The 15,948-nt window shown below is 73.4% G+C and carries 14 protein-coding genes and 1 pseudogene; 4 read left to right on the forward strand and 11 right to left on the reverse strand.

Annotated features, from left to right (window positions below):
- Positions 1 to 251 precede the first annotated feature (251 nt).
- Together NV263_RS18325 and NV263_RS18330 are read right to left on the reverse strand one after the other, a co-directional pair.
- A complete protein-coding gene (locus tag NV263_RS18325) occupies positions 252 to 908 on the reverse strand; it encodes a response regulator (protein ID WP_263247562.1) in 657 nt (218 codons plus the stop codon).
- 7 nt (positions 909 to 915) lie between these two features.
- Complete coding sequence (locus tag NV263_RS18330) at positions 916 to 2,067, reverse strand: sensor histidine kinase (protein ID WP_263247563.1); 1,152 nt, start codon at positions 2,065 to 2,067, stop codon at positions 916 to 918.
- A gap of 151 nt (positions 2,068 to 2,218) precedes the next feature.
- Here NV263_RS18330 and NV263_RS18335 point away from each other — a divergent pair, with 151 nt between their 5' ends.
- Entirely contained in the window at positions 2,219 to 2,590 is a 372-nt protein-coding gene (locus NV263_RS18335) for a hypothetical protein (RefSeq protein ID WP_263247564.1), read from the forward strand.
- Positions 2,591 to 2,597: 7 nt separating this feature from the next.
- Here the strand turns inward: NV263_RS18335 and NV263_RS18340 are convergent, their stop codons facing one another.
- From NV263_RS18340 to NV263_RS18355, 4 genes and pseudogenes are all read right to left on the reverse strand, one after another.
- Complete coding sequence (locus NV263_RS18340; protein WP_263247565.1) at positions 2,598 to 3,365, reverse strand: hypothetical protein; 768 nt, start codon at positions 3,363 to 3,365, stop codon at positions 2,598 to 2,600.
- 558 nt (positions 3,366 to 3,923) lie between these two features.
- Positions 3,924 to 4,838: an NmrA/HSCARG family protein gene (locus NV263_RS18345; RefSeq protein WP_317630338.1), complete on the reverse strand. Its 915-nt coding sequence runs from the start codon at positions 4,836 to 4,838 to the stop codon at positions 3,924 to 3,926.
- Positions 4,839 to 4,939: 101 nt separating this feature from the next.
- Positions 4,940 to 5,491, reverse strand: a pseudogene (gene cysC, locus NV263_RS18350) (adenylyl-sulfate kinase); the annotation flags it as partial.
- A complete protein-coding gene (locus tag NV263_RS18355; protein ID WP_263247567.1) occupies positions 5,457 to 6,425 on the reverse strand; it encodes an aldo/keto reductase in 969 nt (322 codons plus the stop codon). The pseudogene cysC and the gene NV263_RS18355, both read right to left, overlap by 35 nt.
- A 224-nt stretch (positions 6,426 to 6,649) precedes the next feature.
- Here NV263_RS18355 and NV263_RS18360 point away from each other — a divergent pair, with 224 nt between their 5' ends.
- Together NV263_RS18360 and NV263_RS18365 are read left to right on the forward strand one after the other, a co-directional pair.
- Complete coding sequence (locus tag NV263_RS18360) at positions 6,650 to 7,546, forward strand: hypothetical protein (protein ID WP_263247569.1); 897 nt, start codon at positions 6,650 to 6,652, stop codon at positions 7,544 to 7,546.
- A 14-nt stretch (positions 7,547 to 7,560) separates the two neighbouring features.
- Positions 7,561 to 8,301, forward strand: a complete 741-nt coding sequence (locus tag NV263_RS18365) for a siderophore-interacting protein (RefSeq protein ID WP_263247571.1) — start codon at positions 7,561 to 7,563, stop codon at positions 8,299 to 8,301.
- Between the two features lie 348 nt (positions 8,302 to 8,649).
- Here NV263_RS18365 and NV263_RS18370 read toward each other — a convergent pair whose 3' ends face one another.
- The 5 genes from NV263_RS18370 to NV263_RS18390 form a co-directional block, all read right to left on the reverse strand.
- Positions 8,650 to 9,489 carry an SAM-dependent methyltransferase gene (locus NV263_RS18370; RefSeq protein ID WP_263247572.1) on the reverse strand — a complete coding sequence of 280 codons (840 nt, stop codon included), beginning with the start codon at positions 9,487 to 9,489 and terminating at the stop codon, positions 8,650 to 8,652.
- Positions 9,490 to 9,499: 10 nt separating this feature from the next.
- Positions 9,500 to 10,624 (reverse strand): DegT/DnrJ/EryC1/StrS family aminotransferase, encoded by a 1,125-nt coding sequence (locus NV263_RS18375; protein WP_263247573.1) that lies wholly within the window; start codon positions 10,622 to 10,624, stop codon positions 9,500 to 9,502.
- A gap of 57 nt (positions 10,625 to 10,681) precedes the next feature.
- On the reverse strand, positions 10,682 to 12,301 hold the full coding sequence (locus NV263_RS18380; RefSeq protein WP_263247574.1) for an FAD-dependent monooxygenase: 1,620 nt from the start codon (positions 12,299 to 12,301) through the stop codon (positions 10,682 to 10,684).
- The gene (locus NV263_RS18385) at positions 12,298 to 13,938 is read right to left on the reverse strand and encodes a carbamoyltransferase family protein (protein WP_263247575.1); all 1,641 of its coding nucleotides are present in this window, start codon (positions 13,936 to 13,938) and stop codon (positions 12,298 to 12,300) included. The genes NV263_RS18380 and NV263_RS18385 overlap by 4 nt, the downstream gene beginning before the upstream one ends.
- 126 nt (positions 13,939 to 14,064) lie before the next feature.
- A complete protein-coding gene (locus tag NV263_RS18390) occupies positions 14,065 to 15,105 on the reverse strand; it encodes a methyltransferase (protein ID WP_263247576.1) in 1,041 nt (346 codons plus the stop codon).
- A 341-nt stretch (positions 15,106 to 15,446) separates the two neighbouring features.
- Here NV263_RS18390 and NV263_RS18395 point away from each other — a divergent pair, with 341 nt between their 5' ends.
- Positions 15,447 to 15,839: a VOC family protein gene (locus NV263_RS18395; RefSeq protein ID WP_263247577.1), complete on the forward strand. Its 393-nt coding sequence runs from the start codon at positions 15,447 to 15,449 to the stop codon at positions 15,837 to 15,839.
- Positions 15,840 to 15,948: the final 109 nt, after the last annotated feature.

Genomic DNA, 15,948 nt, shown 5'->3' on the forward strand with positions numbered 1-15,948 from the left:
GGAGCGAGCTGAGTCCGCGTCCGGTGGGTGGGCGCGGCGTCCGGACGCCCGGAATCGTCCTCAGCGGACTGACCGGGTGCCGGCTCGTGCGGGGGAGGAAGGACATGGCGGTCGCGGAACGCGAGGACCGGGCGCCGCTGGTCCGCCGCATCCCCGACGCCCGCACGCACATCCTCCCGGGCGCCCGGCACGCTCACTTTCGGGAACACCGCCCGCAGGGCGGGCCCGGCGGGTTCACCGGCAGCGCACCGTCAGCCGCGCATCAGCCCGTGCTCCCACGCCCACGCCGCGATCTCGACGCGGTTGCGCAGGTTGAGCTTCTCCTGCACGCGCGCCAGGTGCGCCTTCACGGTGCTCAACGACAGGAACATGTCGGCGGCGATCTCCTGGTTCGTCCAGCCGCGCGCGGTGCGGGTGACGATGTTGCGCTCCTGCGGGGTGAGCCTGCCCGCGGCCTCCTGCGCGTCGGGCGCGGCGACCTGGCGGTTGAGCTGTTCGAGCAGCCGGACCGTGATGGCGGGCGACACCAGCGACTCCCCCTGCACGGCGGCGTGCACCGCCTCGACCAGCAACCGCGCCCCCGAGTTCTTCAGCACGAACCCGTTGGCCCCGGCGCGCAGCGCGCCGTAGACGTACTCGTCGAGGTCGAAGGTCGTGACCACCACGATCCTGGTGTCCGCCGTCTCCGGCGAGTTCCGCAGCTGCTTGGTGGCCGCCAGCCCGTCGACCTTCGGCATGCGCACGTCCATCAGGCACACGTCCGGCCGCAGCTGCCGCACCAGCTCCACCGCCGCCGCACCGTCCGCCGCTTCGCCGACGACCTCGATGTCCTGCTGCCCGTCGAGGATGAGGCGGAAACCGGTGCGCACCAGCTCCTGGTCATCGGCGATCACGACGGTGGTGTTCATGCTGTCCTCACTCGTGCGGGATGCGGGCGACCAGCTCCCAGCCACCGGTCGGCAGGGGCCCGCTGCTGATGGTCCCACCGAGCGCGGTGATCCGTTCGCGCAGCCCGATCATGCCGAAGCCGCTGGGGCTGAAGAGCCGCGGCCCCGCCGAACCGCCGTCGTTGCGGACCCGCACGACGAGTTCGGCCCCCGCCCGCTCCAGCAGCACGCGCACGTCGGTCGCGGCGCGGGCGTGCTTGCGCACGTTGGTCAACCCCTCCTGCACGAGGCGCTGCACCGACCGGCCCACCTCGGTCGGCCACCCCTCGGCCCGCACGTCCGCGCCGACCTCCAGGCTCGCCGGACGGCCGTTGATCTCGAACTCCGCGACCCGCTCGCGCACCGCCTCCATCGAGTCCTGCGGCGCGGGCCGGTCGGTCGCGTCGTCGTCCCGCAGGAGCTTGACCATGCGGCTCATCGCGACCAGCCCCTGCTGGCCGGTCCGCTCGATGTTGCCGAACAGCTCGCGCGCGGTGTCCGGTTTGCGCTCGGCGATCTGCTCACCGGCCTGGGCCTGCACCACGATCCCGGTCACGTAGTGCGAGACGTGGTCGTGCAGGTCGCGGGCGAGTTCCAGGCGCTCGGCCCGGCGGACCCGGGCGGCGGTCTCCAGCCACCGCTGGTCCTCGGCGCGCAGGTGCAGACCGACCGCCACGGCACCGGCCATGAGCAGCAGCGGCACCCCGGTCGTCTCCTTGTCCATCCCCGCGTACGTGGACAGCCGGTCGTCCAGCTGCACCACCGCCAGGCACACCGGCAGCGCGCCGAGCACCGCCTGCCAGAACGGCAGCGCGCGCACCGCCAAGGTGATCAGCACCAGCAGGCCGAGCAGCTCCGCCCAGCCGGGCTCGCGCTGGATCACCGTGACGTGCAGCACGAACGACGTGGTCAACGACACCGCCGTCGCCGTCCACATCAGCGCCACCGCCAGCGGAGACCGCACGGTGCGCACCGCCCACACCGCCGCGACCAGCAAGCCCAGCACCAGCAGGCCCGAACCGAGCAGCAGCAGCCCGGAACGGGGGCTGGCGAAGTTGAGATCGACGATGAACGCCACCAGCACGGCCAGTGGGACCAGGTAGGACTTCGGCTCGCGCAGAGCCGCGGACGGGGAACGCATGCGCCTGAACCTATCGTCGCCGCTCGGCGCCGCGGACCTGGCCGATCGGCCGATTCCGGCGGGCGGGCAGCTACTTTCGGACGATCCGGCCGGTGCGGCGCGCGGTGGAGGATCTGCCCGAGGCGCACCGATGGCATCGAGAGGAGCCCCAGTGATCCCGAAGCACTCCGTCCGCACCGCCGCGCTCACCGCCGCGGTGGCCGCGGCCACCACCTCGCTCGGCGGGTGCGGTCTGGTCAGCCAGAGCTGGGACGTGCGGTTCGAGGTCAACGGGCCCGGCGAGGCCGTGATCGGCCGCAAGTTCGCCGGGGAGGACGACCGGCAGGTCATCGAGACCCGCCGCCCGCTGCCGTGGCACGAGGCCGTCAGCGTCGGTTTCGGGCTCAACTGGGTGGACGTCGTCGACGCCCGGCCGGGGACGACGTGCCGCGTCGAGGTCAACGGCGAACTCGTCGAGCAGCGGGCCGTCGACGCCGCTGGCCGGGCGCGGTGCCGGGTGAACCTCCAGGAGGACGAGCGGTGAGCGCGGGTCACCGCCGGTAGGTCGAGGCGTACGGCCGCTCGTACCCGGGCGCGCCGGAGGCACCCACGCCGAGCACGTCTCCCCCGTCCTGGACGGTCGCCGAGTAGACGTTCCCGGCCGGCGCGGGCACGTCGCGCCACGCCGTGCCGTCGTGCCGCAGCGCGAACGGCTTGCCGTCGGAGGACGTGCCGAACAGCTGCACCTGGCCGTCCACCCGGACCAGTTGGTCGACCGTGCCGGTCCGCGAGCCCAGTCCCACGACTGTCCACTGCGCGCCGTCCCAGTGCGCCGTGAACGGGGTCGGGGTGCTGCGCGGGCCGAACTGCCCGCCGACCCACACGTCGTTCGGGGCGGCGGCGAGCACGTCGGTGAGCTCCTCGGGGTCACCGGGCTTGCCGCTGCCGTCCGGCACCGGCACGTCCTGCCAGGTCCGGCCGTCCCAGTGCAGGGCCACCGCGTGGTAGGGCTCGGAGACGTACCCGACGGACCACACGTCGTCCGGGGCCGTGCCGTCCACGTCCTGCAGGGTCCACGGCGCGGACGCCTCCTGCGGCACCGGGACGTCGGTCCACTGCGCGCCGTCCCAGTGCTGGGCCATGCCGCGCTGGCCCCACAGGCCGCCCACCGCCCACACGTCGCGGGGGCCGAAAGCCTTCAGCGCCACCGGCCGCGGGTCACCGCCACCGGGTGCGGCGAGACCGACCTGCTTCCACTCCTCGCCGTCCCAGTGCACCGCCGAGCCGCCGCCCTTGGCGGTGCTGCCGACCGCCCACACGTCGTCGCGCGCGACGACCCCGCCGCCGGGTTGCGCCGGGAAACCGGATCCGGCGGGAACGACGCAGGCCGGCCCGACGATCGTCGAACCGGCCTGCGCTGCCGGGCACCCCGTCGCGCGGCGACGAACCGCTGATCGGTGGTGGGAGGGCGTGGCCGGAGCCGGGCCACGCGCACGAGGCGATCAGCGCGGCGCCCATGTGTCCACAGTGGAACTCCGAAGAACGGGTTCCCTGCGGGCGAGACGCTATGCCGACGCCGAACCCGCCTCAGAGCCTGTCTTCGAACTCGTTGTGCGAGGCGGTGCCGGAAGCGGAACCTCAGCGGCCGTCTCGGCTGTGGGAGCCCCTCCTGATGTATGTCCCATACACGGCGTCGGGGCTGTCCTCGCGAGACGACCGCTGAGAACCCGCGGCGGTGCGGGCTACGAGACCACTCACCGAAAGAGAAAGCGGCTACCGCCGCTTGCCACACCCCTTCCGGGAGCAGGGTTCAAAGACAGGCACTCAAGGCGGCGACGCCGTGCTCGCCCGAACGGAACAGCCGTGCTTCCCGGACGTCACCGGGCGAACGCGTGCCGGGCCCAGTCGGCGAAACCGGTCCAGCCGATCTCGGGGTGGGCGCGGTGCAGGGCGTCGATGTCGACCCGGTAGCCGGGCCCGTTCAGGAACCGCCACATCGCCAGCATGTCCGCGTTGCCGATGGCCTCCAGCGGCACCTGCCGGTGGCGCACCTCCCGCCCCAGCGCGTGCGAGAGCGCGGCCGCCATCCCGGTCGGCGTCGGAGCGTCGCTCGCCAGCTCGATGCGCTGTTCGACGTGGGCTCCGGGACGCAGCAGGACCTCGGCGGCGAACGCGCCGAGGTCGGGGCGCGCCAGCTGCTGCAACGGCCGGTCGGGCGGCAGCGGGAGGTCCAGCACCCCGTCGCGGATGCGGTCGGCGCCGCCGAGGGCGTTGTCGAAGAAGTAGGTCGGTCCCAGCACCGTCCACGGCACGTCGCCCGAGCGCAGCTCGGCCTCGATCCGCGCCTTGCTCTCGAAGTGCGGCACCCCGGAGTCCTGGTCGGCACCGGCGACCGAGCTGAACACCAGGTGCGGAACCCGCGCCCGGTGCGCCGCCGCCAGGATCGCGCCGCCCTGCCGCACCTCGGCGTCCACCCCGCTCTCGAACGGCGTGGTCACCGCGAACACGGCCGCCACCTCGGACATCGCGGCGGCCAGCGAATCCGCGTCGTCCAGCGAACCGGCGACCACGGCCACCCCGCGCTCGCCCAACCGCCGGGCGGACTCGCGACCGGGATCGCGCACCAGCGCCCGCACCTCGGCCCCGCGCTCCAGCAGCGCCGCGACGACCGCACCTCCCTGGCCACCCGTGGCCCCCAACACCAGCACCGGCCGCTCGACCATGGCTCTGCCTCCCCCGACGGCGCTCGCGAACCGCGCAGTCCCGGTGTGCCCCGCCGCACCGCCGCCCATGCACGCCGCCCGCGTGCGAGCCGTCGAACTGCTGGTCGGCGACGCCGAGCGCGGTCAGCGGTGCTCCGCGCGGGCGAGCGCTCGTTCGTCGCGCGCACGCACTCGTCGACACCCGTGGTCGCCGTGCCGACCCGGACCTCGGGGCGCGGCGGTTCCTCGTAGACGTCGTCGACCCCGGTGAGGCCGGTGATCTCGCCCCTCCCGGCGCGGGCGTAGAGGCCCTTGACGTCGCGGCGGGCGCAGACGTCCAGCGGTGCGTCCACGTGGACCTCCACGTAGGTCAGCCCGCGGGCCTCGTGATCGGCGCGGACCTCGTCGCGGGCGTGGGCGTACGGCGCGATCACCGACACCACGGCCAGCACGTCGTGCGCGGCCAGCATCGCCGCGAGCCTGCCGATGCGGCGGATGTTGTCCACCCGGTCCGCCTCGCCGAACCCGAGTTCGGGGAACAGTTCGCGGCGCACCCGGTCGCCGTCGAGGTGCTCGACCCGCCTGCTGCCGCGTTGCCGGTCGACGAGCGCGCGCCCGAGCGTCGTCTTCCCGGAACTGGGCAAGCCGGTCAGCCACAGCGTGGTTCCCACCGAATCCCTCCCCGCGTCGGCTCCGCTCGCCGCGACGTCACTGCTGGATCGAGGCCATCGCGCCGGCGGGATAGCGCTCGCCGGACGGCGCGGGCAGTTCCTCGTCGATGCCGGCCAGCTCGTCCGGGGACAACGCGATGTCCAGCGCCGCGACGTTCTCCTCCAGGTACCTGCGCCGCTTGGTGCCCGGGATCGGCACGACGTCGTCGCCCCTGGCGAGCAGCCAGGCCAGCGCCAGTTGCGCCGGGGTGCGGCCGCGTTCCCGCGCGAACCGGGTCAACACGTCCAGGATCCGCCGGTTGGCCGGGAAGTTCTGCGCCGCGAAGCGCGGCAGGTGGCGGCGCACGTCGTCCGCGGGCACGTCGTCCGGGGACGCGAAGCGCCCGGCCAGGAATCCGCGCCCGACCGGCGCGTACGCGACGAATCCGACCCCGAGCTCGCGGCACGCCGGGAGGATCTCGGCCTCGACGTGCCGCGTCCACAGCGAATACTCGGTCTGCACTGCGGCGATCGGGTGGACCCGGTGCGCACGGCGCAGCGTCGCCGCCGACACCTCGCTCAGCCCGAGGTGGCCGACCTTTCCCTCCCGGACCAGCTCCGCCATGGCGCCCGCGGTGTCCTCGACCGGGACCAGCGGGTCCACCCGGTGCAGGTAGTAGAGGTCGACGCACTCCACCCCGAGGCGGCGCAACGAGCCCTCGACCGAACGGCGCACGTTCTCCGGACTGCCGTCCAGCGGGCGGTCCTGGCGACCGGTCACCCCGAACTTGGTGGCGAGCACCACCTCGTCGCGGCGGCCCGCCACCGCCCGCCCCACGAGTTGCTCGTTGGTGAACGGGCCGTACATCTCGGCGGTGTCCAGGAATCCGACGCCCAGGTCGACGGCCCGGCGGATGGTGGCGAGCGCCTCGGCTTCGTCGGCGGCGCCGTAGAACGCGGACATGCCCATGCACCCGAGTCCCAGCGCCGGGACGTCGAGGTGCGGGCCGAGACTTCGATACTCCACAGTGGACCTTCCTTCGCCGGGGAACGGCCGGGGAGGTTCAGGCGCGCCGAAACCGGTGATCACCGCGAGATCGACCAGCGCGTTTCCGGCCAAGCTAGCACAGAAGACCAAGCACACCAACGACTTTCGACACGCTCCTCGATCGGCCGGGGCCAGCCGAGCGCGAGCGTGCTGCGTGCTAGCCTCGCTACGCAGAGTCGCCACCCGATGCCACGGAGGCCACGGTGAACGAACCGCTTCAGCGCGCGGAATGGTTCGTGTGGCTGACCGCGCGAGCGCTGGAACAGCACCGCTTCGCCCACCACTTCCTCGGCGGTTCCGCCGACGCCGTGGAGGCCGCGCTCGCCGGTTACGCCCACGCCGACGGCGGGTTCGGCTACGCGCTGGAACCCGACCTGCGCGGACCGGTGCCCGAGCCGCTGAGCGCCGCCTTCGCGCTGCGCGTCCTCGACGAGATCGGGCGGTGCGACGAGATCCGGGTCAAGCGGCTGCTGAGCCACTTCGAGGACCTGAGCGCGCCTGACGGCGGCCTGCCCGCGCGGTACCCCGCGCAGCGCACCTACCCGTCCGCGTCGGCGGTGCCGCCGGACCCCGAGCGGGCCGGTGCGCTGCTGTCGACCGGGACCATCGTCGGCCTGCTGCGCCGCAACGGCATCCGCCACCCGTGGCTGGACCGGGCCGAGGAGTTCTGCTGGGACGCGGTCGAGCGGCTGGACGACACCCACCCCTACGAGGTCGAGTCGGCGGTGACCTTCCTCGACTCGGCCGCCGACCGGGGCCGCGCGCGAGCGGCGGCCCGGCGGCTCGGCGAGCTGGTCCGGGACCGCGAGCTCGTCCTGCTGGACCCGGACCGGCCCGAGGACTACCCCGTCGCGCCCGGCTACGCGCCGGGCGAGCACCACCTCCCCCACGACTTCGCACCAGCTCCGGGTTCGCTCGCCGCGTCCTGGTTCAGCGAACACGAGCTGCGGCGGTCGCTGGACTTCCTCGCCGACCAGCAGGAACCGGACGGCGGCTGGCCGATCCGCTGGCCGGAGTGGGCCCCGGGAACCCGGCTGGAGTGGCGCCCCATCGTCACCATCGACGCCCTGCTCGCGCTGCGCGCCCACGGGCGGGGCTGACCCGGGTGCGGCAGGTGGATCCGGCGGCCCGCGGCCCGCGCTCCCGGCGGTTCGGCGACCACAGGTTCCTGGACGCGCGGATCGTCGCGGTGGACGACGTCAACCCGGAGATGCGCGAGATCCGGTTGCGCGGCCCCGCACTCGCCCGGCTGTCGAGCAAACCCGGAGCGCACCTGCCGGTGGAGGTCCCGGTTCCCGGGCAGCAGCCCGTCCTGCGGACGTACTCGGTGTGGCGGCACAGCCCGGCGGACGCCTCGTTGACGCTGCGCGTCGCCGTGCACCGGCCGGGCGGGCCGGGCAGTCGCTGGGCCACCGCGGCCGCCGCGGGCGACCGCATCCGGCTCGGCGTGCCGCGCAACCGGATCGTGCTCGACCCGCGAGCCGCCTACCACGTGTTCGTCGGCGAGGAGACCGGCGCGGTACCGCTGCTGGCGATGCTCGCCGCGCTGCCCGCGGACGCCGAGGTGTTCGGCGTCCTCGAAACCACCGGCCCGGACCAGGAGATGTCCCCGCCCTCGGGAGCCAGGTCGCTGCACTGGGTGCACCGCGGGCGCGCCCCCGCGGCGGGCTCGACGGTCCTGCTGCGCGGGGTGCGCGAACTCGACCTGCCCCGGCGGCCCGGCGTCGCCTACGTCGCCGGGGAGGCCAGAACCTGCCAGGCCGTCGTCCGCCACCTCGTCCGCGACCGCGGCTGGCCGCGCCCGGCGGTGAAGGTGCAGACGCACTGGACCCCGGGCAAGACCGGCCTGCTCTGAGTTCAGAGCCTGTCTTGGACTCGTTTTGCGAGGCGGTGCCGGTAGCGGAACCTCAGCGGCCGTCTCGGCTGTGGGAGCCCCTCCTGATGTATGCCCAATACACGGCGTCGGGGCTGTCCTCGCGAGCCGACCGCTGAGAACCCGCGGCGGTGCCAGCTGCGAGACCACTCACCGAAAGAGAAAGCGGCTGTCGCCGCTTGCCACACCCCTTCCGGGAGCAGGTTCAAAGACAGGCACTCAGCGGCCCGCCCGTCACCCGCCCCCAACGAGGCGCTGACGCGCCACAGCCACGCCAGCACCGCCTCGCACAACGAGTTCGAAGGCGGGCTCTGAGAGTTCGACGACTCGTCACGACGCGCGTTCGGCCACCGCCACGAGATAGCCGAACTCGGGGATGCCGATCAGGTCGCCCGGGTCGAACTGGTCGACCATCTCCGCACCGAACCGCTCGTCGAGGTCTCCCTTGCGCTGCCGGATGCCCTGCGACATCAACGCGAAGGTGCGGGGCATCGTCTCCCGGCTGATGTCGAGCTGCTCGTGGAACAGCAGACCGGCCTCCTCGAACAGCCGGGGATACCCGTCCGGGCCGACCATCGGGCTCATCATGAAGTCGCGGAAGTACTCCTCGACCACCGGCCGCTTCTCGGCCGGGATCGGGGCCCGCTGGTAGAAGTCGGTGAGCACGAGCCGACCGCCCGGACGCAGCACGCGGGCCATGTTCTCCAGAGCCGCGCCCCGGTCCGGCACGTGGCACAGCGATTCCAGCGCCCACACCGCGTCGAACGACGCGTCGCCGAACGGCAGGTCGAGCACGTCGGCCAACCGGAACGCGACCCGCTCGGCCATCCCCTGCGCCCGGGCCAGCCCCGTGGCGCGGTCCACCTGCTCGGAGCTGACGGTGATGCCGACGACCTCCGCACCGGTCGCGGCGGCCAACCGCACCGCGGGTGCCCCCACCCCGCAGCCCACGTCGAGCACGCGGTGCCCGCTCGTGACGCGCAACCGGTCGGCCATCCGGTCGGTGAAGCGGTGCGTCGCCGCCTGCAACGTGTCGTCCGGGTCGACGACGTCGGGGTCTTCCCAGTACCCGAAGTGGAGGTTGTCGCCGAGCGCGGCATCGCCGAGATCGGTGAAGCGGTCGTACAGCCGGCCGACCTCGCCGGGGTCGGGCAGTTCCACTCGCAGCATGGTTCCTCCGTCACGATCCGATGATGTCGCGAAGGCAGGACGCGACCCGGTCCACGTCCTGGTCGTCGAGTCCCTGGTGCAGCGGCAGGCAGAGCGTTTCGTCGGCCGCGGCGTCGGACTTCGGCAGTCGGCAGTCGACCCCGTAGACCTCCACCCGGTGCAGCGGCCCGTAGCGGTAGCTGGCCGGGATCCCGGCCTCGTGCAACCGGCGCGCGACGTCGTCCCGGACGTCCCGGTGCACCTTCACCCAGTACAGGTAGTGCGACGATTCGTGGCCGGCCGGGACCGGTGGGGGCAGGCGCACGCCGTCGAGGTCGCGCAGCCGTTCGTCGTAGCGGGCGGCGAGTTCCTTCCGGCGCGCGACGAACTCCGGCAGCCGGCGCAGCTGGACCGAGCCGATAGCGGCGGTCAGGTCGTTGCCGAGCAGCCTCCTGGCGATCTCGCGCTGCTCGAACGCCCACGTCTTCCACGGCGGGGGCGTGAAACCGTCGGCGGGTTGCGCCAGCCCGTGGTAGGAGAGCCGCCGGGCGCGGCGGGCGAGCTCGGGGTCGCGGACGCGGAGCATCCCGCCGTCCCCGGTCACCAGCGTCTTCATGGTGTCGAAGCTCCACACCGCCATGTCGCCGAACGTCCCGGCCGCGCGTCCGGCGGCCCGGGAGGCGACCGCGCAGGACGCGTCCTCGACCAGTGCGAGCCCCCGCCGCGCGCACAGCTCGGCGATCTCCGCGATGTGGCCGGGGTGGCCGCCGTAGTGCAGCACGAGGACCGCCTTGGTGCGGGGTGTGATGGCCTGCTCGACATCCGCCGCCGCCGGGTTCAGCGTCCACGGGTCCACTTCGCAGAAGACCGGGCGGGCGCCGCAGGACAGGGTCGCGTTGGGCCCGGAGTTGAAGCTGATCGCGGGCATCACGACCTCGTCGCCCTCGCCCAGGCCGAGCAGTTCGAACGCCAGGAAGGTGCCCGCGGTGGCGGAGTTGAGGAACAGCACCTGTTCCGGTGGCACTCCGAGGTGCTCGGCGAACTCGGCCTCGAACGCGCCCGACCGGGGCCCGTAGCCGACCCACCCGCTGTCGAAGACGTCGGCGACCGCGTCGAGTTCTTCCTTCCCCAACCGCGGCCGGGTGAAATCAATCATCGGATCTCCTCGGGACGCGAGGATCCCGGCCACGACGGCGGAATCCTCTGTGGACTGTCACTGGTGGACCGCTGGGACGCCCGATGCGGACAGGGCCGCGCGCACGGCCGCGGCGAGCGCGTCGCACCGGGGCGGCCCGGGGCCGGTGCGCCGCCAGGCGACGAAACCGTCCGGCCGGACCAGGACCACGCCCCGGGACGCCGGTCCGCACCAGTCCGCCGGCTCCAGCCGGTAACCGGCCACCGGCACGCCCAGCGCCCGGCGCACCCGCGTCGCCGCCGCCAACCACCCCGGATCGGCCGAGAACACGGCGAAGCCACCGCCCGGCGCGTCGAGCGTGGTGGTCGCCGCCCCGGCCCGCGTCCACGCGGTCGCGTGCGGGACCCGGCTCCCGGGTTCGCCGGAGAGGTCGAACACCGGTGGGAGCGGCCCTTCGAACGAGCCGCCCAGCACCGCCGTGGACCGGTACCGGTAGCCCATGATCAGCGTGCGCGGATCGCAGGGGCGCGCACCGCCGAGCCGTTCCGGCGGCACCCCGTCGAGCAGCAGCGCCTGTTCCGCGGTGGCGGCCGCCACCGGGCGGCGCTCCGCGTCGTAGGTGTCCAGCAGGTCCTCGCCCGCCCGGCCGGCGAGCACGGCTGCCAGCTTCCACGCCAGGTTGTGCGCGTCCTGGAAGCCCACATTGGACCCGTAACCGCCGGAGGGCGGGTGCAGGTGGGCCGCGTCCCCGGCGAGGAACACCGGTCCCCGCCGGTACCTCCCGGCGACCCGGTGCTCGGCCGTCCACCGGAAGGTGCGGTCGAGCCGCACGTCGACGGTGTCGTCGCCGACGGCGGCGCGGGCCAGTTGGAGGCACCGGGCGTCGGTGAACTCGACCGCGCGGTCCGGGTCGCGGTCGACGGCCGCGGCCCACCGGTGCGGGTCGTTGAGCCGCATGACGGCCCCGTGGAAACCCGGATTCCCGATCATCGCCATGAAGAACCGGTGCCCGGCGACGAGGCGGTCCAGATCGGCGCGGAACAGGATCGTCAGGCGGTGCCCGGTCACCCCGAGACCGGTGTACGGGATGCCGAGACGCCTGCCGACGGTCCCCCGGGCCCCGTCGGCCGCCACCACGTAGCGCGCGGTGACGGTGCGCACCCGACCGGACCGTCCACAGCGGACCGACGCGGTGGCGCTGGTGCGCGTCACCGCAAGCTCGACCAGTTCGTGCCCGAAGCGGATGTCGGCGCCGAGCCGTGCGGCGGCGTCGCGCAGGATCGGCTCCAGCCTGTCCTGCCCGCACCAGTACGGCGGGCACGGCCCCGGCACGGCCAGTTCCTCCTCGCCGGTCTCCAGGACCGCGCCGTGCCGGATCTCGGCGAGGGAACGGACGTCGTAGACGGTGCGCGGCAGCGTGCGGTCGGACTCGGCGCGGGGATCGTCGGCCGGCACGACCTCGAAGCCCGCCGCGCGGATGCGCCGCTGCAGGCCCGCCTCCCGGAACAGTTCCATGGTGCGGCGGGTGACGTGGGTGGCCCGGGGCAGCGGCGACGTCGTGGCGCGCCGCTCCACCAGCAGCACGCGAACCCCGTGGCGCGCCAGGAACAACGCCGCGGCCAGTCCCACCGGTCCGCCACCGACCACGAGCACCGGTACCTCCTCGGGCAGCGGCCCGCGCTCCGCCGTCGCCGTCATGCCTTGCTGACCAGCCGGTTTCCCAGCACGAGGTGGTCGAGGTCCATCGCGGCGAACGCGTCGAGGGCGTCCTCCGGCGTCTCCACGATCGGCCGCCCCGCCACGTTGAAGGACGTGTTGAGCAGGACCGGGCACCCGGTCAACGCCTCGAACTCGCCGAGCAGGTCGTACACCGGCGGGTTCTGCGGTCGTTCGAGCGTCTGCAGGCGCGCCGTGCCGTCCACGTGGGTGACCGCCGGGATCTCGTCCGGTCTGGTCACCTCGGCCACGATCAGCATGAACGGGGACGGCTGGGCGAGCGCGAAGTAGTCCTCGGCCCGTTCGGCCCGGATCACCGGTGCGTAGGGGCGGAACCACTCGCGGTGCTTGACGTCGTCGTTGAGGTGGGCACGCATCGCCGCCGGGAACGGCGCGGCGAGGATGCTGCGGTGCCCCAGCGCGCGGGGCCCGAACTCCGAGCCGCCGTCGTACCAGCCGACGGTCCTGCCCTCGGCGAGCAGTTCGGCGACCCGGCCGATCAGGTCGACGCCGGTGCGCACGGCCAGTCCGCTGGCGGCGAGCGCGGCTTCGATCCGCTGCTCGGAGTACACCGGCCCCAGATAGGCGTCGCGCAGCACCGGCAGCTCGTCCAGCGGCAGGCCCGCGAGCCGGTGCAGCCCGTAGTAGGCGCAGCCGAGGCTGATGCCGTTGTCCCCGGCCGCCGGGACCACGAACAGCCGCTCGAAGGGCGTCTCGCGCAGCACCCGCCCGTTGGCCACGCTGTTGAGCCCCACACCTCCGGCGATGCACAGGTCCGGCAGGCCGGTGCGCGCGTGCAGCGCGTTCGCGCAGTGCACCATCGCCGCGCCCAGCACCTCCTGCACCGCGTACGCCAGTGCGGCGCGGTCCTCGAACGAACCGGACTCCACCAGCCGTTCGAACACGTGCGAGACCTTGGCCGCCGAGATCCGCACCTCGCCGTCGGGCAGCAGCTCCACCAGCTCCGCCACCTCGGGCACGAAGCGGTCGTCCCCGTAGGGCGCCAGGCCCATCGTCTTGCCGTCCTCGCTGACCGGGTGCGGCGTCGTCGGTCCGGTGTGCGCGAAGTCGAGCGCCAGCGTGGCCGCGCGGTAGAAGTGGCCCAGCGAGTTGTCGGTCTCCCCCGGCTGGTAGTAGGCGCTCTCCGAGTCGCCGTCGACCACGTGCCGCCCGGTCACCCGGTGCAGCGGCAGGATTCCGGAGGAGTCGGCCACGAAGCCGGTGATGGTCTCGACCTCGCGGACCCCGCCGCCGGTCTTGCTCCCCTCGACGAGGCTGCCGGAGTTGTCGGCGACGAGCACCGCCGCGCGGGGCAGACCGGAGGCGCCGAACGCGCTGTAGGCGTGCGCGAGGTGGTGGTCGATGACCGCCACCCGCCTGCGGAACGAGTGGTAGAACGTGCGGGGCACCAGGTCGCACGCGACCACGTGCTCCACCTGTTCGGGTGCGGCGCCCAGCTGGTCGAGCACCGCCCGTCGGCTGCGCCCGGCGAGCAGGTCCGCGCCGAGCCCGTACTTGCGCCCCACCACGCGTTCCTCGTCCACGGCGACCAGCCGGCGGCCGTCGGTGGCGCAGGAGGACCAGTCGTGCCCCGAGCCGCCCAGCCCCAGTACCGTCATCAGTTCTCCCCTCCGGCTCAGTGCCTGCCTGTGAACTCGTCGTGCGTGGCGGTGCCGGCCGCTCGCCGGAAGCGCGAGCGGCTACCTCGCCGTGCCCCTTCCGGAGCGGGGTTCGAAGGCGGGCGCTCAGGCCCGCCGGTACTCGACGATCCGTTGCGGGCCGGGGCCGACCGCGACCGAGTGGTGCTGCCGCAGTCCCGCTTTCTCGGCGAGCGCCGTCATCTCGGCCTCGGACCGCTCGACCCCGCCGACGAGGACCAGCAGGAGCATGTCGACGCACAGCGACGAGGCGGTGGCGTCCTCGTCGAGCAGGTTGTCGATGACCAGCAGCCGCGACTGCTCGCCCATCCGGGCCGCGACGCGGTGCAGCACGCGGACGACGTCGTCGTCACCCCAGTCGTGCAGCACGTGCTTGATGACGTAGGTGTCCGCACCTTCCGGGATGGTGTCGAAGAAATCGCCGGGAACCAGGTCGCAGCGGTCCACCACGCCGCGTTCGGTGAGCAGCCGGCGGGCCTGCTCCAGGGTGTTCGGCCGCTCCAGGATCACGCCCCGGACGTGTTCGTGGCGCTCCAGGATCGCCGCGACGAGGCTGCCGCGCCCACCGCCGATGTCCACCACGGTGCGGCTCGCGGAGAAGTCGTGGACCTCGGGCACCAGGGTGCTCTCCACCAGCGACACCGCGTCCATGGCCGCGGCGAACAGCTCGCGGGCCTCCGGGTCGTCGTGGGTCTTCGTCCAGAACGACACGCCGTTGGCGTGCTCGAAGGCGTCCCGGCCGGTGCGGATGCTGTGGCCGAGGCGCTCCCACGCGCGCCAGTGCCAGTGCGCCGCCTGGAAACGCGCGTCGGTGGCCACCGGGCTCGCCGGGTCGAACCGCAGCACCTCGGACAGCTCGGACTGGCCGAACAGGTCGTCGCGCCGCAGGTCGGTGAACACGCCCGTGCTCGCCAGCAAGCGCAACAGCCGGCGCAGGCTCGGGGCGTGCGCTCCGGTCTCGTCGGCGAGTTCCGCCGCCGTGCGCGGACCGCCGGCGAGCAGTTCGGGCAGGCCCAGCTCGACGGCGACGTGGATGGCCCTGGCCTTCCACGCGCCCTGGAGCATCTCGTCGACGGTCTTCTCCGCTGCTGCCCGCGATGCTGCGGACGGGGTGTGCTCGGCTGCCACCGTGGAACCTCCGGGTCGTCGGACGGCCACCGGGGAAGGCACCACTCCGGCAGCCACGGGGGAACGCGGACGACATCGACCGGCCGTCCGGTGCGCAAAAGCGTGAAAAGGGAATTCGGCGCCGTGGATTTCCGCGCCGCAAAGGAAAAGCGGATCGACGGCAACGATAGGCGGGGGTTGCGCAGCCCGTCAACGAACGGTCGCGGAGCAGAGCCGGGAATGCCGCGCGGCGCGTTCGCCCTCCCCCGGAGGGCCTGCACGCTTCGTGGTCGATAGTGTGCGCGTCGTGGTGTCACCTCCGGGCACCGCGGTTGCTGTCGCTCACGAGAAAGGAGCGGGTAATGAAACCCGAGATCGCGCTCTTCGGCATCGTCACCCAGGACATGGCGGCCTCGCTGGCCTTCTACCGCAGGCTCGGCCTCGACATCCCGGCCGATGCGGACGACCAGCCGCACGTGGAGACCACGCTGCCCGGCGGGCTCACCCTCGCCTGGGACACCGCGGAGACGATCCGCAGCTTCGATCCGGGCTGGACGGCGCCCACCGGCGGCAACCGGTTCGCCATCGCCTTCCGCCTGCCCGACGCCGCCTCCGTGGACCGCCTCTACGCGGAACTCGTGCAGGAGGGCTACAAGGGGCACGTCGAACCGTGGAACGCCGTGTGGGGCCAGCGCTACGCGCTCGTCGACGACCCCGACGGCAACGTGGTCGACCTCTTCGCCCCGCTGTCCTGATCCCCGCCGGCGGCGGGTCCGGGCACGGCGGGCCCGCCGCGTTCGGTGCACCGCGCGTCGCGGGCGTGCGCGACGTCGCGAACTCCGGGAAGTTCTCTGGATTCCGCCG

The sequence above is a fragment of the Saccharopolyspora rosea genome, assembly GCF_025643595.1.
Taxonomy (GTDB): Bacteria; Actinomycetota; Actinomycetes; order Mycobacteriales; family Pseudonocardiaceae; genus Saccharopolyspora; species Saccharopolyspora rosea.

Excerpts from the sequence above, each read along its gene's own strand:
- NV263_RS18380 (WP_263247574.1), bottom strand. The coding sequence starts at position 12,301 with ATGACGGCGACGGCGGAGCGCGGGCCGCTGCCCGAGGAGGTACCGGTG.
- NV263_RS18395 (WP_263247577.1), top strand. The coding sequence starts at position 15,447 with ATGAAACCCGAGATCGCGCTCTTCGGCATCGTCACCCAGGACATGGCG.
- NV263_RS18370 (WP_263247572.1), bottom strand. The coding sequence starts at position 9,489 with ATGCTGCGAGTGGAACTGCCCGACCCCGGCGAGGTCGGCCGGCTGTAC.
- NV263_RS18375 (WP_263247573.1), bottom strand. The coding sequence starts at position 10,624 with ATGATTGATTTCACCCGGCCGCGGTTGGGGAAGGAAGAACTCGACGCG.
- NV263_RS18385 (WP_263247575.1), bottom strand. The coding sequence starts at position 13,938 with ATGACGGTACTGGGGCTGGGCGGCTCGGGGCACGACTGGTCCTCCTGC.
- NV263_RS18330 (WP_263247563.1), bottom strand. The coding sequence starts at position 2,067 with ATGCGTTCCCCGTCCGCGGCTCTGCGCGAGCCGAAGTCCTACCTGGTC.
- NV263_RS18345 (WP_317630338.1), bottom strand. The coding sequence starts at position 4,838 with ATGGGCGGCGGTGCGGCGGGGCACACCGGGACTGCGCGGTTCGCGAGC.
- NV263_RS18325 (WP_263247562.1), bottom strand. The coding sequence starts at position 908 with ATGAACACCACCGTCGTGATCGCCGATGACCAGGAGCTGGTGCGCACC.